Origin of the sequence: Streptomyces sp. NPDC000229 (assembly GCF_040300825.1) — a bacterium.
Lineage (GTDB): Bacteria > Actinomycetota > Actinomycetes > Streptomycetales > Streptomycetaceae > Streptomyces.
Genome location: NZ_JBEPEL010000013.1, coordinates 64,736 through 83,421, shown reverse-complemented (window position 1 = coordinate 83,421; position 18,686 = coordinate 64,736). Strand labels below are relative to the sequence as shown.

Annotated in this window: 16 protein-coding genes, 4 tRNA genes, 1 other RNA gene and 1 pseudogene; 12 read left to right on the top strand and 10 right to left on the bottom strand. The window is 73.4% G+C overall.

Annotated features, from left to right (window positions below):
* Positions 1 to 68: 68 nt before the first annotated feature.
* From ABT360_RS10245 to ABT360_RS10235, 3 genes are read left to right on the top strand one after another with little or no spacing between them, the layout of a single operon-like run.
* Positions 69 to 455 (top strand): hypothetical protein, encoded by a 387-nt coding sequence (locus tag ABT360_RS10245; RefSeq protein ID WP_351813429.1) that lies wholly within the window; start codon positions 69 to 71, stop codon positions 453 to 455.
* A 55-nt stretch (positions 456 to 510) separates the two neighbouring features.
* On the top strand, positions 511 to 1,218 hold the full coding sequence (locus tag ABT360_RS10240; protein ID WP_351813427.1) for a DsbA family protein: 708 nt from the start codon (positions 511 to 513) through the stop codon (positions 1,216 to 1,218).
* Positions 1,215 to 2,039, top strand: coding sequence for a cytochrome c biogenesis CcdA family protein (locus tag ABT360_RS10235; RefSeq protein ID WP_351813426.1), 825 nt, complete (start codon positions 1,215 to 1,217; stop codon positions 2,037 to 2,039). Before ABT360_RS10240 ends, ABT360_RS10235 begins: the two co-directional genes overlap by 4 nt.
* A 121-nt stretch (positions 2,040 to 2,160) precedes the next feature.
* On the opposite strand, the gene ABT360_RS10230 is transcribed toward ABT360_RS10235, so the two are convergent.
* The 4 genes from ABT360_RS10230 to ABT360_RS10215 all read right to left on the bottom strand — a co-directional run bounded on the left by ABT360_RS10230 (position 2,161) and on the right by ABT360_RS10215 (position 4,087).
* Positions 2,161 to 2,237, bottom strand: a tRNA-Phe gene (locus tag ABT360_RS10230).
* Between the two features lie 22 nt (positions 2,238 to 2,259).
* A tRNA-Asp gene (locus ABT360_RS10225) sits at positions 2,260 to 2,334 on the bottom strand.
* A 39-nt stretch (positions 2,335 to 2,373) separates the two neighbouring features.
* Positions 2,374 to 2,446 (bottom strand) — tRNA-Glu (locus tag ABT360_RS10220).
* Positions 2,447 to 2,527: 81 nt separating this feature from the next.
* Positions 2,528 to 4,087 carry a metallophosphoesterase family protein gene (locus tag ABT360_RS10215; RefSeq protein WP_351813424.1) on the bottom strand — a complete coding sequence of 520 codons (1,560 nt, stop codon included), beginning with the start codon at positions 4,085 to 4,087 and terminating at the stop codon, positions 2,528 to 2,530.
* Positions 4,088 to 4,146: 59 nt separating this feature from the next.
* On the opposite strand from ABT360_RS10215, the gene ABT360_RS10210 reads away from it, so the two are divergent.
* The 3 genes and pseudogenes from ABT360_RS10210 to ABT360_RS10200 form a co-directional block, all read left to right on the top strand.
* Positions 4,147 to 4,497, top strand: a complete 351-nt coding sequence (locus tag ABT360_RS10210) for a metallopeptidase family protein (RefSeq protein ID WP_064072095.1) — start codon at positions 4,147 to 4,149, stop codon at positions 4,495 to 4,497.
* Positions 4,498 to 4,592: 95 nt separating this feature from the next.
* The gene (locus tag ABT360_RS10205; protein WP_351813421.1) at positions 4,593 to 5,222 is read left to right on the top strand and encodes a hypothetical protein; all 630 of its coding nucleotides are present in this window, start codon (positions 4,593 to 4,595) and stop codon (positions 5,220 to 5,222) included.
* Between the two features lie 437 nt (positions 5,223 to 5,659).
* Positions 5,660 to 6,151, top strand: a pseudogene (locus ABT360_RS10200) (DEAD/DEAH box helicase); the annotation flags it as partial.
* Between the two features lie 15 nt (positions 6,152 to 6,166).
* Here the strand turns inward: ABT360_RS10200 and ABT360_RS10195 are convergent.
* The 3 genes from ABT360_RS10195 to pip all read right to left on the bottom strand — a co-directional run bounded on the left by ABT360_RS10195 (position 6,167) and on the right by pip (position 9,526).
* Positions 6,167 to 7,711, bottom strand: coding sequence for a M28 family metallopeptidase (locus tag ABT360_RS10195; protein ID WP_351813499.1), 1,545 nt, complete (start codon positions 7,709 to 7,711; stop codon positions 6,167 to 6,169).
* A gap of 138 nt (positions 7,712 to 7,849) precedes the next feature.
* Entirely contained in the window at positions 7,850 to 8,518 is a 669-nt protein-coding gene (locus tag ABT360_RS10190; protein ID WP_351813486.1) for an HhH-GPD-type base excision DNA repair protein, read from the bottom strand.
* A 45-nt stretch (positions 8,519 to 8,563) separates the two neighbouring features.
* Positions 8,564 to 9,526: a prolyl aminopeptidase gene (pip, locus tag ABT360_RS10185; protein WP_351813484.1), complete on the bottom strand. Its 963-nt coding sequence runs from the start codon at positions 9,524 to 9,526 to the stop codon at positions 8,564 to 8,566.
* A 49-nt stretch (positions 9,527 to 9,575) separates the two neighbouring features.
* On the opposite strand from pip, the gene ABT360_RS10180 reads away from it, so the two are divergent.
* Entirely contained in the window at positions 9,576 to 10,052 is a 477-nt protein-coding gene (locus tag ABT360_RS10180) for a MarR family winged helix-turn-helix transcriptional regulator (protein ID WP_351813482.1), read from the top strand.
* 48 nt (positions 10,053 to 10,100) lie between these two features.
* On the opposite strand, the gene ABT360_RS10175 is transcribed toward ABT360_RS10180, so the two are convergent.
* The gene (locus ABT360_RS10175) at positions 10,101 to 11,354 is read right to left on the bottom strand and encodes an RNA polymerase sigma factor (protein WP_351813480.1); all 1,254 of its coding nucleotides are present in this window, start codon (positions 11,352 to 11,354) and stop codon (positions 10,101 to 10,103) included.
* Between the two features lie 5 nt (positions 11,355 to 11,359).
* The gene (locus ABT360_RS10170; RefSeq protein ID WP_351813478.1) at positions 11,360 to 11,773 is read right to left on the bottom strand and encodes a YciI family protein; all 414 of its coding nucleotides are present in this window, start codon (positions 11,771 to 11,773) and stop codon (positions 11,360 to 11,362) included.
* A gap of 357 nt (positions 11,774 to 12,130) precedes the next feature.
* Between ABT360_RS10170 and ABT360_RS10165 the strand changes: the two genes are divergently transcribed.
* From ABT360_RS10165 to ABT360_RS10155, 3 genes are all read left to right on the top strand, one after another.
* Entirely contained in the window at positions 12,131 to 13,462 is a 1,332-nt protein-coding gene (locus ABT360_RS10165; RefSeq protein WP_351813476.1) for an LAETG motif-containing sortase-dependent surface protein, read from the top strand.
* 192 nt (positions 13,463 to 13,654) lie between these two features.
* Complete coding sequence (locus ABT360_RS10160; RefSeq protein WP_351813474.1) at positions 13,655 to 14,443, top strand: Fpg/Nei family DNA glycosylase; 789 nt, start codon at positions 13,655 to 13,657, stop codon at positions 14,441 to 14,443.
* A 523-nt stretch (positions 14,444 to 14,966) separates the two neighbouring features.
* A complete protein-coding gene (locus ABT360_RS10155; RefSeq protein WP_351813472.1) occupies positions 14,967 to 15,809 on the top strand; it encodes a hypothetical protein in 843 nt (280 codons plus the stop codon).
* Positions 15,810 to 16,003: 194 nt separating this feature from the next.
* Here ABT360_RS10155 and ABT360_RS10150 read toward each other — a convergent pair.
* Positions 16,004 to 16,091 (bottom strand) — tRNA-Ser (locus ABT360_RS10150).
* A 128-nt stretch (positions 16,092 to 16,219) separates the two neighbouring features.
* On the opposite strand from ABT360_RS10150, the gene ffs reads away from it, so the two are divergent.
* Together ffs and ABT360_RS10140 are read left to right on the top strand one after the other, a co-directional pair.
* Positions 16,220 to 16,318, top strand: an RNA gene (gene ffs, locus ABT360_RS10145) — signal recognition particle sRNA small type.
* Positions 16,319 to 16,378: 60 nt separating this feature from the next.
* Positions 16,379 to 18,634 (top strand): DNA polymerase III subunit gamma and tau, encoded by a 2,256-nt coding sequence (locus ABT360_RS10140; RefSeq protein ID WP_351813470.1) that lies wholly within the window; start codon positions 16,379 to 16,381, stop codon positions 18,632 to 18,634.
* Positions 18,635 to 18,686: the final 52 nt, after the last annotated feature.

Here is an 18,686-nt window from a genome sequence, read left to right as displayed (position 1 = left end):
GAACCGATTTCCCCGTACCATTTCCGGCGAGTCGATGACCCCCCGGACGACCTTGGAAGGCGGTGCCCATGCCCTGTGCCGGCAGCCGGTGGTGCCGCGTCGCGGCCGCCGTGCTCGTGCTGGTGGGCACGCTGCTGGTGTGCGGCCCGGGCGCCGCTGCGGAGGAGGGCGCAGCGGTCGTCGCCGTTTCCGCGGCGGAGGCCGCCGGACCGGGTCCCGGCCAGGCCCCCGGCCAGGGCCCCGGATGCGGCTCCTCCGACGACGGGGGAGGCCTGGCGCCCGCAGTGCCGCCCCGCTCGGGCACCCTGTGCGAACTGCTGCCCGCCCTGCACGTCGCCCGCGCGGTGACCGGGCCGTGGGGCGTGGACGAGACGATCCTGGACGTACGGCCCGAGCGGGGCCCGCCGCCGCTCGCGCCGCCCTCACCACTGGACCTGTCGATCCTGCGCGTATAGCCGGCGCCCCGCACCTTCCCGCCGGTCACTTCCCCATGCGTACAGGAGTTCCACCATGCCCACGTCCAAGCCGTACCTCATCGGCGCGGGAGTCCTCGCCGCCGCCGCGCTGCTCGGCGCCGTCTCGTACACCGCCACCAAGCCGGCCGAGCCCTCGCCGTCCGTCGTCGCCGAGTCGTCCGCGGAGCCGGGGGCCGGCGTCTACCCCGAGCTGGAGGAGTACGCCCGGCGCGACGCCAAGGACCCGCTCGCGGTCGGGCGCGCCGACGCCCCCGTCGTCCTGATCGAGTACGCCGACTTCAAGTGCGGCTACTGCGGGAAGTTCGCCCGCGAGACCGAGCCGGAGCTGATCGAGAAGTACGTCGGCGAGGGCACCCTGCGCATCGAATGGCGCAACTTCCCGATCTTCGGCGAGGAGTCCGAGCGCGCGGCCCGCGCCGCGTGGGCGGCCGGCCGGCAGGGGCGGTTCTGGCAGTTCCACAAGGCCGCGTACGCCGAGGGCGCCAAGGAGCAGGGCTTCGGCGAGGACCGGGTGCTCGCGCTGGCCCGGGAGGCCGGCGTCGCCGACCTCGACCGCTTCGGCCGCGACCTCGACAGCGAGGCGGCACGGCAGGCCGTGGCCAAGGACCAGGAGCAGGCGTACGCGCTCGGCGCCACGTCCACGCCGTCGTTCCTGGTGAACGGCCGGCCCATCGCGGGCGCACAGCCCATGGAGACGTTCACGACCGCAATCGAGGCGGCGAAGCGGGAGGCCGCGAAGTGACGGACATCGGCTACCTGGCCGCGTTCCTGGGCGGGCTGCTCGCCCTGCTCAGTCCGTGCAGCGCGCTGCTGCTCCCCGCGTTCTTCGCGTACTCGATCGACACCCCGGCCCGCCTCCTCGCCCGTACCGGGATCTTCTACGCCGGTCTCGCCACCACGCTCGTCCCGCTGGGCGCGGCGGGGTCCTTCGCGGGGCGGCTCTTCTACGGGCACCGGGACACGCTCGTCGCCGTGGGCGGCTGGCTGATCATCGCGCTCGGCGTGGCGCAGATCCTCGGCCTGGGCTTCGCCTCGCGGCGGATCGCCGAGGTGAGCGGCCGGATCCGCCCCGTCTCGGCGCTCTCCGTGTACGCGCTGGGCCTGGTGTACGGCCTGGCCGGCTTCTGCGCGGGCCCCATTCTCGGCAGTGTCCTGACGGTGGCGGCGCTCAGCGGAAGCCCGATCTACGGGGGCCTGCTGCTGGCGGTGTACGCACTCGGCATGGCCGTGCCGCTGTTCCTGCTGGCCCTGCTGTGGGAGCGCTACGACCTGGGACGACGCGGCTGGCTCCGGGGCCGCCCGCTGCGGGTGGGCCGCTTCGAACTGCACAGCACGTCGCTGCTGTCGGGCCTGTTCTTCATCGTCCTGGGCGCGCTGTTCCTGGCCTTCGACGGCACGACCGCCCTGCCGGGCCTGCTGTCGGTCGACGACTCCTACGCAGTGGAGGAATGGGCCTCGGCCCTCGGCCGTGCGGTCCCCGACTGGGCCCTGCTCCTCGCGGTCGTCGCGGTGGTCGCCATCACGCTCGGCGTCCGCGGCTGGCGCGGCCGCGAGCGGACCTGACCCGCCGCCGTACCCGCCCGAACCGGCGGGGGCTCGGGCCCCCGCCCTTCCGGCGAGGGAAGCCCGCCTTTCCGGGAAGGGGAACGACGAAGGCCCCGTCCGGGGGACGGGGCCTTCGTGGTGGTGGCTGGGGCCGGGGTCGAACCGGCGACCTTCCGCTTTTCAGGCGGACGCTCGTACCAACTGAGCTACCCAGCCACGTGACTCTTTCGAGCCACAGCGGTCCTGACGGGATTTGAACCCGCGGCCTCCACCTTGACAGGGTGGCGAGCACTCCAAACTGCTCCACAGGACCAAGCAATGTGCGAGAACCAGTCTCGCACACGGTGATGCGTGCCCCCAACGGGATTCGAACCCGTGCTACCGCCTTGAAAGGGCGGCGTCCTGGGCCACTAGACGATGAGGGCTAATTGGCCCGCCTGGGCGCTTCGTCAGCGCGTCGGGGACGTGAGAAGCATATGGGATGCGAGGACCGTTCGCCAAAACGGTTATGGGGATCGGGTGGGGGAGCGGGGCGAGGAGGGGGTGCCCGAGGGTGCGGTGGACGGGGCGGCCGGAGGGTTCTCCTCCGGGACGTGGCGGCTGACCTCGGCCGTCGTGAGGCCCAGGCCGCCCAGGGTGATCTCGTCCCAGGCCTGGAGACGGCGGGTGTCCCGGTCCAGGTAGAGGACCGAGGCGTGGACCTTCTCCGGCTCGTCCTGCTCCAGGGCGCGCAGGCCGCCGCCGCCCGTGGACCCCTCGATCTTCAGGCGGGTGCCGTTCGGCAGGAGCTTGTTCACCCGGCGGTGGACGTGACCCGCCAGGACCAGCGGGACCTGGCCGTCGGTCTCCTGGGCGGCCACCGGGTTGTGGGCCACCGCGATGTCCACGGGACGGCCGGCCCGCGCCTGCTCGCGCAGGGACGCCGCCAGCCGGGCGCCCGCCGCGCGCTCGGCGTCGTCGCCGGCCGGCACCACCGAGCGGTCCGGGGTGAACTGCGGGTCGCCGGTGCCGGCCACCCGGAGGCCGGCGACGGTGACGGCGCGGCCCTCGTCCAGGACGTGCACGTTCCTCAGGCCCTCCAGGTACCGCTGGGTGACCTGCGAGTCATGGTTGCCGCGCACCCAGACGTAGGGCGCGCCGAGATCGGTGATCGGGTCGAGGAAGCCGTTCTCGGCGGCGGTGCCGTGGTCCATGGTGTCGCCCGAGTCGATGATCACGTCGATCCGGTACTGCTCGACGAGCGAGCGGATGATCTCCCAGGCGGCCGGGTTCAGGTGGATGTCGGAGACGTGCAGCACGCGCATGGTGCCCGGGTCGGGCTGGTACGTCGGGAGCGTGGAGGCAGCGTCGTACAGCTTCGTCACATTGGTGACGAGACGCGCGAGTTCCTTCTGGTAGACGTCGAACTCGCTCACGATCGAGCGGGCGTTGCCGACCACGGACGGGGCCGACGACAGCAGCCCGGAGAACTTCGGCTCCAGCACCGACTTGGGGTTCCAGGTGGCGTACGCGGACACGCCGGCGGCTCCCAGCAGCGCGAGCGCGAGGCCGCCGGCCGCGAGGGCGCGGCGCGGGCGGCGGTAGACGGCGAGGCCGAGGGCGGTGGCGCCGGAGACGACGGCGACGCAGGAGCGCAGCGCCAGCTCGCGGGTGCCGTCGGCGACGTCCTGGGTGATCTCGTCCTGGAGGCCGGTGATCCTCTCGGGGTGCTGCACCAGGGCCTGGGCGCGGACCGGGTCGAGCTGGTCGACGTCCACGTCGAGGCGGATGGGCGCGGTGTGGGAGTCGAGTTCCAGCGCGCCCAGCGGCGAGACGTTGATCTTCGTCCCGCCGTGCAGGGAGGGCCGCAGGGTCATGCTCGTGTCCATCGGCCCCACGGGCGTACGGACGCTGCCGACGATCAGCAGGCCGAGCCATGCGCCCATCAGGACCACGGCGAGAAGACCGAAGGCTCGGGCATACGGGTGAGGGGCGTGGACCAGCGCGGACGTGGGAGCGGTGCGGCGGGAGCGGTAGTGGTGCAGGAGGCGGGCGTAGGTGGTGCGGAGGGCAGCTCGGGCGGCCATGGGCGCCGTATGCCCATGCGGACGGGTCACTATGCCCGGCCATCCGTGACAATGGCCGCGTGCTGGAGATGACACGCGAGGAGTTCGAGGAACTGGTCGCCGAGGCGCTGGACAGGATCCCGCCGGAGCTGACGCGGCTGATGGACAACGTCGCGGTGTTCGTGGAGGACGAGCCGTCGCCGGACGATCCGGATCTACTGGGTCTGTACGAGGGGACTCCGCTGACCGACCGGGGCGAGTGGTACGCGGGCGTGCTGCCCGACCGGATCACCATCTACCGGGGGCCGACGCTGCGGATGTGCGACTCGCGGGAGGACGTGGTCGCCGAGACGGAGGTGACGGTCGTCCACGAGATCGCCCACCACTTCGGGATCGACGACGAGCGGCTGCACGAGCTCGGGTACGGCTGACGGGGGCGGGACACGGGCGCCGGGGCGGGCGTGTCCTTGTGGGGCTTGGGGAGTTGGGCAGGGAAACCCCGTCCCGCACCCATGGAGGTGCCCTCGTGCGCCATTTGCCCGCCCCCGTCCGATGGGCCGTCACCGCACTGGCGGTAGCGGCCTCCGCAGGCTCCGTCAGCGGCTGCATGAGCGTCTCCGACGCGGGCGCGAAGCCGGGCCCCGCCCGGTCCGCCGGCCCGTCGGGGGCCGCGGCGGCCGAGCCGGACGGCGGTGCCGACGCGCCCGGCGGCCGCCATGACGTACGTACCGGGCACGGCGCGGAGGGCGAGGCGGGCGCGCCGGGCGAGGAGGACGGGACGTCGCCGGAGCCGAGCGACGCGCCCGGGCCGGCGAAGCCGTCCGCGGCGCCCTCGGGCAAGCCGTCGGCGGACGGGAAGCCCGGCGCCCGGCCCGCGCGGCCGCCCGCCCCCTCGCCGAGCGGTGGCGATGCCGGTGGCACGGCCGGAGGCGGCGGGGCCTCGCCGAGCCAGCAGCCGACGCCGCCGGAGCCCACCCCGCCCCCGCCGTCGACGCCCGCGCCGACGCCCCCGACAGAGCCGAGCCCGGCCCCGTCGGACCCCCCGTCCGCGTCACCGGCCGCCGACACCCGTACGCAGTCGCTGCACGCCCCGGAGGGACACCACACGGGCCCCGGTGCGGAACCCTCGGCGTCGCCCCAGGTGGCCCCCGCGTGACGCCCGCCGTTACGCGGGGGGACGGCCGTGGGGGTGTCGGTGGTGCGGCTGCTGTCCGTGGGCGGGTGGCGGGGGTCGCGCGGAGGTCGCTGGGAGGTCCGTGCGTGGGGCGGGTGAACGGCCCGTGGCACGGTCGGCGTGCCGCCGGTGGGGAGGTCGGCCGGACGCCCTTGGCACGGCGTCGCACGGTCGGCGGACGTGCTCCTGAGGTGGACGTCACAGACGGGGTGGCGTGAGCCGGTTTGCGCTGAGTGGGGGAGAGTGCGTATGGTGGTAGATCGTTTGATCCCATGTTCCCTTTGCCCGGCGCCACTACCGAGAGCGCCGCGTGTGGCGCGTACTCTCCCTTGCCGTGGCTGACCGCATCGAGGCGGTCGAATTGCGAAACACGGAGTTGACGGGCGCGTGCCGAGACTCCGGAAGGTTTCGCATTTCGCATGTCCATTTTCAGTCCTGACCACGCCGTCATGCCCGAGAACGCCGACCTCGACGAGAGCATCGCTCTCGAGGACGAGGCCCTCGAGTCCCCCGAGCAGCTGACCGCCGACGAGCCGCAGACCGCCGACGAGACCCAGGTCACCTTCGGCGATCTGGGTCTGCCCGAGGGCATCGTCCGCAAGCTCGCGCAGAACGGCGTGACCGCCCCCTTCCCGATCCAGGCGGCGACCATCCCGGACGCCCTGGCCGGCAAGGACATCCTCGGCCGCGGCCGCACCGGCTCCGGCAAGACCCTCTCCTTCGGTCTGCCGCTGCTCGCCACCCTGGCCGGCGGCCACACCGACAAGAAGAAGCCCCGCGGCGTCATCCTCACCCCGACCCGTGAGCTCGCGATGCAGGTCGCGGACGCCCTCCAGCCGTACGGCGACGTCCTCGGCCTCAAGATGAAGGTCGTCTGCGGCGGTACGTCGATGGGCAACCAGATCCCCGCGGCGCGCCCCCGGCTGTTACTCGGTCACGTCGTGGTCGTGGCCGTCGTGCAGGCCGCCGCCGCTGCCCGCGTCGCCGTCCGTGGGGACGGTGACGACCGGCTTGCGCAGCGAGCTGAGGTCGTGGGCGTAGACGCCCACGGCGTTGGCGATGACGTCGATGTTGGCGTCGAACGCCGTCATGTTGATGTTCTTGATGTCGTCGCACTTGGCGTGGTAGCAGGCGTCGTACGCGACCCCCGCCGTGCCGCCGAACTTCTCGACCTGCTTGGCCGTCTTCAGGCCCTCGGCGCCGGTGAACGTGCCGCCGGACGGGATGCCGACCGCGATGAACGGGCCGTAGTCGGAGCGGCCGGTGAAGTCCGTGCCCTCGTGCGGGCGGCCCTGCTTGTCCATGAACTCGTTGATGTCGCGCTCGATCTGGGCCGAGCCGGTGGGGCCGGCGGGCGCGCCGACGCCGTCCGAGTTGTCACCGTCGTACACGAACAGGCCGTAGTTCGGCGAGGCGATCATGTCGAAGTTCAGGTAGAGCTTGATCTCCTTGCGGTCGAGCTCGCTGAGGTTGTCGACGTAGTGCTCGGAGCCGAGCAGGCCGTTCTCCTCCGCCGACCACCAGGCGAAGCGCACCTTGTTCGTGGGCTTCTGCTTGGACTTGGCGAGGTCCAGGGCGACTTCGAGCAGACCGGCCGAGCCGGAGCCGTTGTCGTTGATGCCGGGGCCGGCGGTCACCGAGTCGAGGTGCGAGCCGAGCATCACGGTGTTGGCCGCGTTGCCGCGGGCGGTCTCCGCGATGACGTTGTTGGTGGTCCGCTTCTCCTGGAGCTGGCGGATCTCGAAGTTGACCTCGACGGGGCCCTTGGCCAGGTCGGCGACGAGCTTCTCGCCGTCGGCCTGGGATATGCCACCGGTCGGTATCTTGCCGGCCGCCGGGTCGCCCAGGGTGCCGCCGAGCGAGCCGGGCACGTTGTTGTAGATGATCGCGCCGGTGGCGCCCGCCGCGGCGGCCTGGGCCTGCTTGTCGGCGAAGGTGCAGCCGCCGCGCTTGACCAGGGCGATCTTGCCGGTGAAGGTGCCGGACGCGTAGTCGGCGGCCTCGCAGCCGGGCGTCGCGTCGTCCGCGGGCGCCGGGACGGCGGCGAGGCCGGCCTTGACCCCGCCGACGGGCGTCGACTTGGTGTACGTCATCGCCCCGATGGTGATGTCACGCGGCGTCGGCGAGACGACCGAGAGCTTCTCCGCCTGGGTCTGGGTGTAGATGAATTCGAACTTCTGGTACGAGACCTGGTAGCCGGCCTTCTCGAGCTGCTGGTACACGTACGCGGCCGAGGCGTCGTGTCCGAGCGAGCCGGCCGCCCGGTGGCCGCCGGCCGAGTCGGCTATCTGCTGGAACTTCTCCAGGTGCTTGTAGGCGTCCTTGGCGGACGCCTCCCGGACCAGCTTCTTGGAGAGGTGCGCGGCGTCCTTGGCCGCCTCCTTGCCGGGGTCGTGCCGACCGGCGGAAGCGGGGGATGCGGAAGCCAGCAGGAGCGGGGTCGCGAGTGCGGCTGCGGCCAGGGTGGCCACGGCTCTGCGAGGGGATGAGGTCACAGAGGTCCTTCCCGGTGTGTACGAGGTTGAAGGGAAGCTAGCGATCTCCCACGCTCCTGTGAACAGATGTGCCGCAACTCACGTGATATTCCGTACGTTTGGCAACGGAACGTGTCACTCCGCCGCCGAAGTTCCAGTGTCTTCCGCCGTTTTGGCGGTCTTGGAACCGCCGGCGCTCGTCGCCGTCTTCGCCGCCTTCGTGGCGGTGGCCGTTTTGGCGGCGCGTTTGGCCTCCTGCTTGTACGCGCGGACCTTGGCGAGCGACTTTGGCCCGGTGATGTCGGCGGCCGAGCGGTACGAGCCCTCCTCGCCGTACGCGCCCGCCGCCTCCCGCCAGCCCTCGGGCCGTACGCCGTACTGCTTGCCCAGCAGCGCCAGGAAGATCTGGGCCTTCTGCCTGCCGAACCCGGGCAGGGCGAGGAGCCGGTCCAGCAGCTCCTTGCCGGTACCGGCGTCCGACCAGACGGCGCTCGCGTCACCGCCGTACTCGTCCACCAGGTACTGGCACAGCTGCTGGACCCGCTTGGCCATCGAGCCGGGATAGCGGTGCACCGCGGGCTTGTCGGACAGCAGGGCGACGAAGGCCTCCGGGTCGTACGCCGCGATCTCGTGCGCGTCCAGATCGTCGGAGCCCATGCGCCGGGCGATGGTGTACGGGCCGGAGAACGCCCACTCCATGGGGACCTGCTGGTCCAGGAGCATGCCGACGAGCGCGGCGAGCGGGCTGCGTCCCAGCAGCTCGTCGGCCTCGGGTTGCTGGGCGAGGTGGATCGGGGTCGTCATGGTTCGATGATCGCGCCGGTGACGGCGGGTCGCACGGCGGGGGTCTCAAGCCTGGTGGGCCTCCCGGCCGAACCGGTCGAGCGCCGCCACCACGTGCCGGCGGGTGGCCTCCGTGCCCAGGTGGCCCGCCTCGTCCACCACGATCAGCTCCGCCTCCGGCCAGGCCCGGCCCAGCTCCCACGCGGTGGCCGGCGGCCCGCCCAGGTCGAGCCGCCCGTGCACCAGCACCCCCGGAACGCCCGCCAGCCGGTGGGCGTCGCGCAGCAGCGCGCCCTCCTCCAGCCAGGCACCGTGCGAGAAGTAGTGCGTACAGATGCGTACGAGCGCGAGGCGGGCGGCGTCGGGGCGGCCCCCGTAGGGCGTCCCACCACCCTCCAGGGACACCACCGTGTCCTCCCACGCGCACCAGTCGGCCGTGGCCCTCTCCCGTACGGCCGGGTCCGGGTGCTCCGCGAGCCGGGCGTACGCCGCGACCAGGCCGGCCGCCGTCTCCCCGGCGCCCGGTCCCGCCCCCGCCCGGAACCGCGCCCACGCCTCGGGGAAGAACCTCCCCACCCCCTCGTACAACCAGGCGATCTCCGAGCGGCGGGTGGTCGTGACCGCGGAGATCACGATCTGTTCGACGCGCTCGGGGTGGCTCTGGGCGTACGCCAGGATCAGCGTCGAGCCCCAGGAGCCGCCGAACAGCAGCCAGCGGTCGACGCCGAGGTGCTCGCGCAGCCGCTCCATGTCGGCGATCAGGTGGCCGGTGGTGTTGACGCTCATGTCGGTCGCCGGGTCGCTCGCGTGCGGGGTGCTGCGGCCGCAGCCGCGCTGGTCGAACAGAACGACCCGGTAGCGGGCGGGGTCGAAGAGCCGCACGGCCGCCGGGTTGCACCCGGAGCCGGGGCCGCCGTGCACGACGAGTGCGGGCTTGCCGGCCGGGTTTCCGTGGACCTGCCGGTGGACGAGGTTGCCGTCGCCGACGTCGAGCAGGCCCTGCTCGTACGGCTCGCTCCGCGGATACACCCCGGCACCCTCCCCGGTCAGTTATGACAGCGCTGTTACATTACCGTCGATGGAACTTCTCGGAACCCGCCTCCGCCACCTCCTCGACCTGCTCGACGGCGACGTCGCCGCCGTCTACGCCGATCTCGGCCTCGCCGGGTTCCGCCCCCGCTACACGCCCGTCGTCCGGCTGCTGGCCGCCGGCCCGCGCGCCATCCGTGACATCGCCGAGGCGACCGGAGTCACCCACTCGGCGGCCAGCCAGACCGTCGCCCAGCTGGTCGAGGAGGAGCTGGTCGTCCTCGCCCCCGACCCGGCCGACGCCCGCCGCCGGGTGGCCCGACTGACGCCGAAGGCGGAGGCGCTGCTGCCCGTCCTGGAGGCCGAATGGGCTGCCACGGCGACAGCGGTGGCGGCGCTGGAGGCGGAGCTGCCGTACCCCCTGGGCCGGCTCGTCGACGAAACCCTCGCCGCCCTGTCGCGCCGCCCCATGCGCGACCGCGTCACCGATGCCCTGCCTCCGCTCCCGCGTGGTGCACAGCCGTGATCTCGGGCGCACGCCCGGGCGTCGCCCCGGGCGGTCGAAGGCCGTTCGTCACGGTGACGGCTCTGCGTCCTGGCCCCGCAGGCGGGCCGCCCGCATCCGCAGGTAGCGGGCCTCCGGGACGCTGAGGGTGCGCCCGGCCGCCGCCTGGTAGGCGGTCAGGGCGCCCTCGATGTCGCCCGCCCGTTCCAGCAGGTGCGCGCGGACGGCGTCCAGCCGGTGATGGCCGGCCAGCCGCCCCTCCAGGGAGGTGAGTTCGGCGAGCCCCGCCTCGGGCCCGGCCACCATGGCGAGGGCCACCGCGCGGCTCAGCTCGGCCATGGGGTCGGGTTCCGGGGCGCGGCGCAGCAGCACGTCGTACAACGCCAGGATCTGGGGCCAGTCGGTGTCCTCCGCCCGCGCCGCCTCGTCGTGCAGGGCGGCGATCGCCGCCTGGAGCTGGTACGCCCCGGCCGGCCCCTCCGCCAGGGCCTCCTCCACCAGGGCGGTGCCCTCCCGGATGGCGTCCCGGTCCCAGCGGGCGCGGTCCTGCTCGTCGAGCGGGATCAACTCGCCGTGCGGCCCGGTGCGCGCCGCGCTGCGGGCTTCGGTGAGCACCATGAGCGCCAGCAGCCCGGTCACGGCGCCCTCCCGGGGCAGCAGGCGGCGCACCGCGCGGGTGAGGCGGATGGCCTCGCGGGCGAGGCCGGCGCGGTGCAGTTCGCGACCGGAGGTCGCCGTATGGCCCTCGTTGAAGATCAGGTACAGCACCTGGAGGACCGCCGCCAGGCGCTGGTCGCGGTCCGCCGGGCCGGGTGGGCGGAAGGGCACGCCCTTGAGCTTCTGCTTGGCGCGGCTGATCCTCTGCGCCATCGTCGCCTCGGGGACGAGGTGCGCCCGGGCGATCTCGGCCGTCGTCAGGCCGCCCACCGCGCGGAGCGTCAGTGCGACCTGCGCCGCCGGGGTCAGCTCCGGGTGGCAGCACAGGAACAGCAGCGTGAGCGTGTCGTCCTCGGACGGTGCCCGCCCCTCCCCGGGCGGCGGCGCGGTGAACGCGTCCCGGGGCGCGAGCGCGGCCTCCGCCTCCTCGCGCCTGCGCCGTGCCTCGTCGGCCCGCAGCTGGTCCATGAGCCGGCGGGAGGCCACCCGGATGAGCCACCCCCGCGGGTTGTCCGGGACCCCGTCGCGGGGCCACTGCCGTGCGGCGGCGAGCAGGGCTTCCTGTACGGCGTCCTCGGCGGGGTCGAAGTGCCCGTACCGGCGTACGAGCGCGCCGAGGACCTGCGGCGCGTGGTGCCGCAGCAGGTCCTCGACGTCCCTGTTCACGGTGCTCAGCAGCCGGGACCGTTCTCCATGATGGGACGGATGACGACCGGGTACTCGGGAGCGCCCTCGGGCTGCGGGCAGCGGGCGACGCGTGCCGCGATCTCGGTGACCCGGTCGAGGCTCGCGCAGTCGAGCACCCAGTACCCGGCCAGCAGTTCCTTGGTCTCTCCGTACGGGCCGTCCGTGATCACCGGCCGGCCGTCCTCGCCGAGGCTGACGAGCCGGGTCTGGCGCGGCTCGGCGAGCCCCTGGCCGTCGACGAACTCACCGGACTCCGCGAGGTCGTCGTTGATCTCCTGCATGAAGGCGAACATCGTCTGGAGGTCCTTCTCGCTCCAGGCGGGGCTGTGCGGGGAGGCCTTGCCGTTCATCGCGTCGTAGTCGGCCTGCGTGCCCTGCACCATCACCAGGTACTTCATGGTGCCGCTCCTCTCGAGGCTGTTTCGGGGATGCCGTTCACAGGGGACGTCGGAGCCGACGACGCGCTCTCGACATCGACATCGACATCGCATCGACGTCGGCATCGACATCGCATCGACGTTGGCATAGGCATCGACATCGCATCGGCGTCGGCATCGGCGGCGGCTTCCGAGGAAGAGCCTCACAGAAGCGCCCCGTGCGCGCGGGGCGACTGACCCCGTTGGCCGTGTTTGTCGCCCGGCCGGTCCCGGAGCACACCCGATTGCGGGATATTCCCCTTCGCCGGCCCCTGACCGGTCATACGATCATCGCCGGTTCTCCGACCTGCCGAACCACCTTCCGACCAAAGGGCCCCTGTGAAGATCCGCCGTAAGCTCGCGACGGCTGTCGTCGCCGCCGTGACCGCGCCCGCCGCGCTGATCTGCGTCCCGTCCGCGTTCGCCGAGACCGCCCCGGCGGCGCCGCGGCCCCAGGAACCGCCCCTCGGCCGGTCGTTCGCGCACCACACGGCCGCCCATCCGGCCGAGCCCGCCCATCCGGCCGAGCCCGCCAAGCCCTCCCTCACCGAGCTGGAAAAGGCGGCCGAGGCGGCGCGGAAGGCGTACGACGCCGCCGTCGCCGCGGAAGCCGCCGCCCTCCAGGCGCTGACCGACGAGCTGTCGGACAAGGCCCCGCTCGCCGTGGCCGCCGCCGAGGCGACCAGGAGCGCCGAGGCCGCCGCAACCGCCAAGGAGGACGCCGACGGCAAGCTCGCCGGGGCCCGGGAGGTGCTCGCCGGGCTGCCGGTGACCGCCACGGAGGCGGATAAGGCCCAGGCGGAGCAGGACGTCGCCGATGCCCTGGTCGCCGCCGAGTCGGCCGCCAAGGCCAAGGACGCCGCCGACGCCAAGGCGCGGGAGGCCGGCAAGGCGAGGGACGACGCCCGGGCTGCCGCGTTCCGGCGCGTGCACCGGGCGGGGGAGGACAAGGCGAAGGCCCTCGCCGCCAAGGAGGCCGCCGACAAGGCACTGGCCGAGGCGCAGGAGGAGGCCCAGGAGGGCGCCTGCGTCCCGGAGGACCGGCTCACGGTCACCGCCACCGGCCTGCCGGCGAAGGTCACCGCGGGTACGACGGTCGACTTCACGGTCCGCGTCACCAACGGCACCGACCGGACCCTGGACGAGGTCTGGCCGTACGTGAAGGTCGAGGCCGCCGACGACCTGCTGGACGTCCTGTGGTCCACGGCCGACTCCCCGGCCTGGCAGGACGCGGACGCCGACCACTACGCGGGCGCCGTCGAGAAGCTGAAGGCCGGCGCCCACGCCGACGTCGAACTGCGCCTGAAGATCGGCGCCTTCGCGCCGGCCGGAGAGGGTGTGGCCTCCCTCGCCGCCGACTACCTCAACGACGACAAGTCGTGCGGCGGGACGCCGGAGTACTACGAGTACGCCTTCGACGTCGTCGCCGCGGCCCCCGCCCCCGCCCCGGGCGCGACCGCCGCCCCGTCGGCCACCCCGGCCCCCCAGGCGCAGGGTTCGACCTCCCCCCGGCCGGTCGACACCGCCACCGCCGGCACCGCCGGCAGCCTCGCCGACACCGGATCCTCCTCCGCCGTGCCGCAGCTCGCCCTGGCCTGCGCCGCGACGGTGGCCCTGGGCGCCGGCGCGATGTTCGCCGTACGCCGCAGGAAGGCGGGTGCCGGGAGCTGACGTACACACGGCCGAGGGGCCGGACCACCGGTCCGGCCACGCGGGTCCGGTCAGCCCACACGCCCCTTCTTCTGGCCGACACCCCGATGCCATCGGGTGCTGGGAGCAGGGCCACGCGCGCGGGAAGGTCGTCATCACCGTCCGACGGTCCGGCCCCGCCCGGCCGTCACGCGCTGGAGGAGGACGTACGCCATGCCCGAGCTGCCGGACGTCGAGGGATTCCGCAAGGTGCTCGAATCCTGTGCGAAGGGCAGGGTCATCCACCGCGTCGAGGTGCGTGACGCGGGCGTACTGCACGGGGTGAGCGCGCGGCGGCTGCGCGACGTGCTGGAGGGCCGGCGATTCACCGGGGCGGAGCGGCACGGGAAATGGCTGCTCGCCCGCACCGACGGCGGTCCCACCCTCGTGCTGCACTTCGGCATGACCGGCCGACTGGTCTGCGGCCACCCGGACGAGCCGGCCGAGGCCCACGACCGCGTCCTGTTCACCGTCGGGGGCGACCGTCAGCTCCGCTACCGCGACCAGCGCAAGCTCCAGGGGCTCTGGCTGGCCGACGACCCCGGCGTCGGAAGGCTGCTGGACCGCCAGGGACCCGACGCCATGACGGTGGGGCGTGCGGAGTTCGAGGCCGCGCTCTCCTCGCACCACGGCCGCGTCAAGACCGTCCTCACCGATCAGTCCGTCCTGGCCGGACTCGGCAATCTGCTCGCCGACGAGATCCTGTGGCGCGCCGGGCTGCGCCCCACCTGCCGGGCGAGCGACCTCACCGAGGCCCAACGCCGTCGCCTGTACACGCACATGCGGCGCACCCTGCGCTCCGCGGTCACCGCGGGCCGCGTCCCGCCGCGCGACTCCTGGCTCACCGGGCACCGCGACGACCCCGACCCGGCCTGCCCCCGCTGCGGCGGCCCGCTGCGCCGCTCCCGCATGGCAGGCCGCTCCACGGTGTGGTGCCCGCACTGCCAGCCGGACGGGTCCTGAACGCCGGACGACCCGGCCGGGAGGCGCGCACCGTCGACACCCTCCGCCGCGCCGCACGTTCCTGGCCATGGCCCTCTTCGGTACGGGCTACACCTGCGACGCCGTGCGCGGCCCGGCCGCCCGAGGTAACACCCTTGCCCTGAAAGGGAACTGATAACTTTTCGTACGCGGCGGGTGGTGACCGGAATGAGGCGCGCCGCGGAAGACGGGGGCGGGACATATGGCTTGGGAAGAGCGGGAGAGAGCCAAGGAGACGGCGGCACAGGGCCGCACCGGGTTGCAGCTGAACCAGGCGGATCCGGGAGGCGCGGCCGCCGCGGACCTCGTCGTGCCCAGGACGACCTGGGAGCCGTGGGCCACACGGCGGCGGCCGACTGGAAGCGATGGCCGGTGAACTGGCCGAGCTCACCACGGCCGTACGCGACCGTTTGACCAAGAAGGCGGACGGAGCGCGCCGGCAAGGCATCAACGCCACGGGCAGACGGCCGAGCGGCACCGGGTGAGCCTCGCCCAGGAGTCGGACATGGCGGGCGGCAACAGCGTCCAGCACGACGATCTCGGCTCCGCCAACCCCGGCCGGAAGCAACAACCGGAAGCAACAACAGGACCGCACGACCCTCAGGCCGCCCGGAAGGACCCCTGTCAGGTGAACGACGTCCACGCGTACCGGCCCCCCGAGGCCCCCTCCGACGGCGGCCCCGGCCGGCGCCACCGGCGTCGGTGGATCGTGGCGGCGGTGGCCGCCGGCGTGCTGGTCCTGTCGGGCACGGTCGCCGCCGCAGCACTGCTCCTCGTCGACGAGGGCGGCAAGGGCGCCTCCGACCGCACGAAGGAGCAGGTGGCGGGCGGCGGCTGGGCCGAGGGGATCACCCCGGCATGGATGAGCGAGCAGATGCGCCTCGACATCCCGGCCACCGCCCAGTCCCCCCAGGCCGCCTACGAGGTCACTTCCCGCTTCGACACCGGGATCCTGACCTTCACGGTGACGAGGTCCGAGGCGGAGGCCTATCTGGCGAAGCACCCGCCGAAGGGCAAGTGGCTGGAGCCCACGTCGGCGCGGACCGACGTACCTCCCCACGACTTCGCGCATCTGGGACTCCCGGAACCGGAGACCTTCAAGGAGGGCGTCCGCTACGGCTACGTCTGCCCCGGCGCCGCCGAGGCCACCGCGAGCCCGCAGACCTCCGGGGCCCCGGACATGCCGTACGGCATCGAAGAGGGCTACGACACGTCCGACGAACGCTGCGTGCGCCTGTACGCCCACGAGTACGCACCGCAGCGCACCCGCATATACCTCCGCGCCTACTTCGAACCGGGCATCAGCCCCCTCCCGGCAACGCCGGCCGCATCAGCCTCGTCGGACTGACCGGCCGCACTCCCGGGGGGTCGGCGGGGAGCCCCGATGCTTCGGGAGGTCGTCCAGGTCGCCCAGGTCGCCCAGGTCGGCGACATTCTCCGGGAGCCGTCGAAGGGCAAGTGAGACGGAGACCGAGTCCGGACAACGTCGAAGGGCCCCACCGCGAACGGTGGGGCCCTTCGACATCGTGCCCGGTGAGGCACTGGCGGAGGATACGAGATTCGAACTCGTGAGGGGTTGCCCCCAACACGCTTTCCAAGCGTGCGCCCTAGGCCTCTAGGCGAATCCTCCGCCGCAAACAATACAAGACGTTGAGGAGTGCTCGCGAACCCGTTCCCCGCGGGGACCGTGCGAGGGCGTCCGTCGGTGCCGGGAGGTCCCGGGGGGCCCACGGGGCCCGTGGCATCGGGTAGGCTGGGCGCAGCCCCTCACGTGGCGCTATCTGACTGAACTCCCCCAGGGCCGGAAGGCAGCAAGGGTAGGTCGGCTCTGGCGGGTGCGTGGGGGGCGCTTGCGTTGGTGGGGTGGGGTTCGGTGGGCCGGGTCGATTGTCGGTGGGGCCCGATATCGTCGTAAGGGTGTCGTCCCTTGCGCTGTACCGCCGTTATCGTCCCGAGTCCTTCGCCGAGGTCATCGGGCAGGAGCATGTCACCGACCCGTTGCAGCAGGCCCTGCGGAACAACCGGGTCAATCACGCGTACCTGTTCAGTGGGCCGCGGGGGTGCGGGAAGACGACCAGCGCACGGATCCTGGCCCGCTGTCTGAACTGTGAGCAGGGTCCCACCCCCACGCCCTGCGGTGAGTGCCAGTCCTGCCGCGACCTGGCCAGGAACGGGCCGGGGTCGATCGACGTCATCGAGATCGACGCGGCATCGCACGGTGGCGTGGACGACGCCCGTGACCTGCGGGAAAAGGCCTTCTTCGGCCCGGCGGGCAGCCGGTACAAGATCTACATCATCGACGAGGCCCACATGGTCACCTCGGCGGGCTTCAACGCCCTGCTGAAGGTGGTCGAGGAGCCGCCGGAGCACCTGAAGTTCATCTTCGCGACGACCGAGCCCGAGAAGGTCATCGGGACCATCCGGTCGCGTACGCACCACTACCCGTTCCGGCTCGTGCCGCCCGGGACGCTGCGGGAGTACCTGGCCGAGGTGTGCGGCAAGGAGCAGATCCCGGTCGAGGACGGCGTGCTGCCGCTCGTCGTGCGGGCCGGCGCCGGGTCGGTGCGTGACTCGATGTCCGTCATGGACCAGCTGCTGGCCGGTGCGGCCGAGGACGGTGTGACCTATGCCATGGCCACCGCGCTCCTCGGCTACACGGACGGTTCGCTGCTCGATTCGGTGGTGGACGCGTTCGCCGCCGGGGACGGGGCGGCCGCGTTCGAGGTCGTCGACCGGGTGATCGAGGGCGGCAACGACCCGCGGCGGTTCGTGGCCGACCTGCTGGAGCGGCTGCGCGACCTGGTGATCCTGGCCGCGGTGCCGGACGCCGCCGAGAAGGGCCTCATCGACGCGCCCGCCGACGTGGTCGAGCGGATGCAGGCCCAGGCGTCCGTGCTGGGGGCCGCCGAGCTCAGCCGGGCCGCGGACATCGTCAACACCGGGCTGACCGAGATGCGCGGCGCCACCTCGCCGCGGCTCCAGCTGGAGCTGATTTGCGCGCGCGTGCTGCTCCCCGCCGCGTTCACCGACGAGCGGTCGCTGCTGGCTCGGCTCGACCGGCTGGAGCGGGGCTCGGTGGTCCAGGGCGCCGCCTTCCAGGCGACGGGACCGGGACCCGCCATGGGGTACGTACCCGGGCCCGAGGCCCACGCCCAGATGCCGCCGGCCGGGCCGGGCGGTGGGCCCGCCGCCGCTCGGGCGGCGGTACGGGGGCCGGGTGACGCCCCCGCCACCGCCCCGGCGCCCGCGCCCGCGCAGGTGCCCGCCCCCGCTCCCGCGGCCCCTGAACCGGCTCCCGAGCCCGCGCCTCCGGCCCCCGCCTCGCCTCCGGCCGCCGCGCCGCCCGCCGCGTCCCGGCCCGGGGCGTGGCCCTCCGCCGCCGCGCCCGGGTCCCAGGAGTCCGGCAGCCGTCCCGGCGCCTGGCCCTCCGCGTCCGCCCGGCCCGCCGCCCCGGCACAGCCGGAGCCCTCGTCACCCGCACCCGCGCCCGCGCCCCCGGGTGCCGCGCCCGCACCCGCGCCCACCGGTGGCCCCGGTATGGCGCAGGGCGCCGCCCAGGTGCGGAACATGTGGCCGGACATCCTGGAGGCGGTCAAGAACCGCCGCCGCTTCACCTGGATCCTGCTCAGCCAGAACGCCCAGGTGGCGGGCTTCGACGGCACCACCCTCCAGCTGGGCTTTCTCAACGCCGGAGCCCGGGACAACTTCGCGAGCAGCGGCAGCGAGGACGTGCTGCGGCAGGCGCTGGCCGAGCAGTTCAACGTCCAGTGGAAGATCGAGGCGATCGTCGACCCCTCGGGCGGCTCCGCGCCCCCGCCGGCCTCCGGCGGCGCGGGCGGCGGTGGCTACGGCGGTGGTGGCGGTGGCTACGGCGGCGGGCGCCCGCCCCAGACGCCCTCGCCCGCGCCGCAGGCCGCCCCCAGACCCGTACAGCAGGGTCCGCAGGGGACGCAGGCACCGCAGGCGCAGGCGCCCCGGCCGACGCCGGCACCGGGGTCCGGTGCCCCCACGCCCGAGTCCCCGCGCCCCCCGGCCGCGCGGCAGCCGGTCAGGCCCGAGGACGACATGCCGGAGGACGACGACCCCGACCTCGTCGACTCGGCGCTCTCCGGCCACGAGCTGATCGTGCGCGAGCTCGGGGCGACGGTGGTGGAGGAATATACGAACGAGTAGCGGGGGCGTCCTCGGTGGCCCGCACAAAGATCGCCCCGCTCAGCGGGCTACC

Bases quoted from the DNA above. Each gene is read 5' to 3' on its own strand.
- ABT360_RS10245 (WP_351813429.1), top strand. From the start codon at position 69: ATGCCCTGTGCCGGCAGCCGGTGGTGCCGCGTCGCGGCCGCCGTGCTC.
- ABT360_RS10240 (WP_351813427.1), top strand. From the start codon at position 511: ATGCCCACGTCCAAGCCGTACCTCATCGGCGCGGGAGTCCTCGCCGCC.
- ABT360_RS10215 (WP_351813424.1), bottom strand. From the start codon at position 4,087: ATGGCCGCCCGAGCTGCCCTCCGCACCACCTACGCCCGCCTCCTGCAC.
- ABT360_RS10190 (WP_351813486.1), bottom strand. From the start codon at position 8,518: ATGACGACCCCGATCCACCTCGCCCAGCAACCCGAGGCCGACGAGCTG.
- ABT360_RS10180 (WP_351813482.1), top strand. From the start codon at position 9,576: ATGGAACTTCTCGGAACCCGCCTCCGCCACCTCCTCGACCTGCTCGAC.
- ABT360_RS10170 (WP_351813478.1), bottom strand. From the start codon at position 11,773: ATGAAGTACCTGGTGATGGTGCAGGGCACGCAGGCCGACTACGACGCG.
- ABT360_RS10160 (WP_351813474.1), top strand. From the start codon at position 13,655: ATGCCCGAGCTGCCGGACGTCGAGGGATTCCGCAAGGTGCTCGAATCC.
- ABT360_RS10155 (WP_351813472.1), top strand. From the start codon at position 14,967: ATGGCGGGCGGCAACAGCGTCCAGCACGACGATCTCGGCTCCGCCAAC.